This window comes from Agrobacterium sp. MCAB5 (assembly GCF_052114365.1).
Classification (GTDB): Bacteria; Pseudomonadota; Alphaproteobacteria; order Rhizobiales; family Rhizobiaceae; genus Agrobacterium; species Agrobacterium tumefaciens.
Genome location: NZ_JBFREP010000031.1, coordinates 1 through 1,774, shown reverse-complemented (window position 1 = coordinate 1,774; position 1,774 = coordinate 1). Strand labels below are relative to the sequence as shown.

Genomic DNA, 1,774 nt, shown 5'->3' with positions numbered 1-1,774 from the left:
CCGTGCTCAGGGCAAAGCGGTGGTAGGCCTAGACCGCATAGGCGACGATCTCACGCGGAAAGCGAAACCCCTTCAGCCGGGGTAGTGAGCAAGCCATCTTCATGCCGAATGATAACTGCAACCGGCCGCTCAAACAACTTGGCAATGCCTCGCGGCGACAGCAACACTCCTCCTCCCAGTTGCTGTTCGGATATTTCTGGAAAGCCTGCCGCACCTCCTCCCGCGGCAGGCTTTTTCGTTTCGGCCGGTGTCAAGCCGTGGCATCTTTCAGGTCCTTGTGCAAAACTTCGCGTATCTCTTGGCTGGGCGAATGGATCGGACGGAACCGACATCACCCCATCCGCATTTCGCAGATGAGGAGCATGCACATGCCAGAGAAACTGCAGCCGTACACCGTCGAGCAGCTACAGCAGAAATATGCCGTAAGCTTGCAGGTGGCCGTGGAGTTGCTCGAACACTTTCGAGGTGACCGGACAAAAACCGACAAGTTCATGAAGCGGTGCCCGAACCGGAACGAGGACGATCGTCAATGAGGAGCCCGGCGATTATCCGGTCTTTTTTGCGGCTCCGGTCTTGAACCCGTCTTTGCTGCTACGTATTGCGACATGCAGTGATCCTCTAGTCGCCGACGTCCAAGCGATCGCTCAGACGTCAGAAAATCATAATATCCAAAGGCAAAAAGGCGCGTGTTGCTTTGGAAGCTTGACGTTTAACCAGAAAATGCCGCCCGGTTCGTGCCGGGCGGCATTTTTGCTTCTCTCGCCTCGTGCGGCGGAATGACATCGCTTATCGCGTGCTCGAGCGGATCCAATGAACCAGTATCCGTCGATCATCGACGCTGCGGAGCTCGATCCGGAAATTGCTGCAATGCAGTCCGAATTGCACGAGGGCTTCGTGGCTCCCTTCCACGCTGTTATCGAGCGAGCCAAAGAAAGAGGTGAAGTGAAGCCGGAGAGAGCAGCCACCGATTTGATTGCGATTGCGCTGGGTCCCTTATTCTTTTGCCGCTGGCTATTCAAAGCGGTGATTGACAACCGCTTGATCGACTCCTCCGTCGAGGCTGCTGTCAAAGCGGCGCGTATCGACTAGCGATCGACGCTTTCGTATTCGAGCCGGCCCAACGGAACCCTTTTGGCGCAAAAGCCGCTGTGGCGATGCCTGATCCCCGGAACGGGTGTTGCGGGATCCTGACATGCTCTGTTGAAAGGCGGTTAAAGTTCGCGCGCCTTTCGCACTGGTCGAAGCAATGCCTCGCGTTCCTGCCGCGACCGTTCCATCCTGCGGCGCGCCGCTGCGAGGATCTCAGGCCGGACACGTTCCGGCAGGCCCGCGTCGAAGGGCGGTGCCGGTGCGTATTCCAGCGAAAGCTGGATCGTTTCGGCTTCATCCTGCCCCATCAGTTCCGCGATGACCGAAAGGCCGAAATCGATCCCCGACGTGACGCCGCCTGCGGTGATCAGGTTGCAGTCACGAACGACCCGCTCGGCGACCGGGATTGCTTCAAACCGCTCCAGCAGGTCCATCGCATTCCAGTGCGTCGCGGCCCGCCTTCCGGTAAGCAGGCCGGCCTTGCCGAGAACAAGTGAACCGGTGCAGACCGAGGTGACGAAGCGAGCCGTTTTGGCGGCATTGCCAAGTTGTTTGAGCGGCCGGTTGCAGTTATCATTCGGCATGAAGATGGCTTGCTCACTACCCCGGCTGAAGGGGTTTCGCTTTCCGCGTGAGATCGTCGCCTATGCGGTCTAGGCCTACCACCGCTTTGCCCTGAGCACGG

The 1,774-nt window shown here is 58.5% G+C and carries 2 protein-coding genes and 3 pseudogenes; 3 read left to right on the top strand and 2 right to left on the bottom strand.

Translation table 11 applies throughout. The features are described from left to right. Positions 1–31 precede the first annotated feature (31 nt). A pseudogene (locus AB4Z23_RS27045) lies at positions 32–103 on the bottom strand (IS6 family transposase); the annotation flags it as partial. 265 nt (positions 104–368) lie between these two features. Between AB4Z23_RS27045 and AB4Z23_RS27040 the strand changes: the two are divergent. Further along, on the top strand, positions 369–533 hold the full coding sequence (locus AB4Z23_RS27040) for a hypothetical protein (RefSeq protein ID WP_441361128.1): 165 nt from the start codon (positions 369–371) through the stop codon (positions 531–533). A 277-nt stretch (positions 534–810) separates the two neighbouring features. Next, positions 811–1,089, top strand: coding sequence for a TetR-like C-terminal domain-containing protein (locus AB4Z23_RS27035; protein ID WP_441361127.1), 279 nt, complete (start codon positions 811–813; stop codon positions 1,087–1,089). 122 nt (positions 1,090–1,211) lie between these two features. Here AB4Z23_RS27035 and AB4Z23_RS27030 read toward each other — a convergent pair. Continuing rightward, a pseudogene (locus AB4Z23_RS27030) lies at positions 1,212–1,646 on the bottom strand (DJ-1/PfpI family protein); the annotation flags it as partial. A 25-nt stretch (positions 1,647–1,671) separates the two neighbouring features. On the opposite strand from AB4Z23_RS27030, the pseudogene AB4Z23_RS27025 reads away from it, so the two are divergent. Further along, positions 1,672–1,743: pseudogene (locus AB4Z23_RS27025) on the top strand (IS6 family transposase); the annotation flags it as partial. Between the last annotated feature and the right edge of the window lie 31 nt (positions 1,744–1,774).

What these genes read in the sequence shown, in the direction of transcription:
- AB4Z23_RS27040 (WP_441361128.1), top strand. Translation starts at nt 369, where the DNA reads ATGCCAGAGAAACTGCAGCCGTACACCGTCGAGCAGCTACAGCAGAAA.
- AB4Z23_RS27035 (WP_441361127.1), top strand. Translation starts at nt 811, where the DNA reads ATGAACCAGTATCCGTCGATCATCGACGCTGCGGAGCTCGATCCGGAA.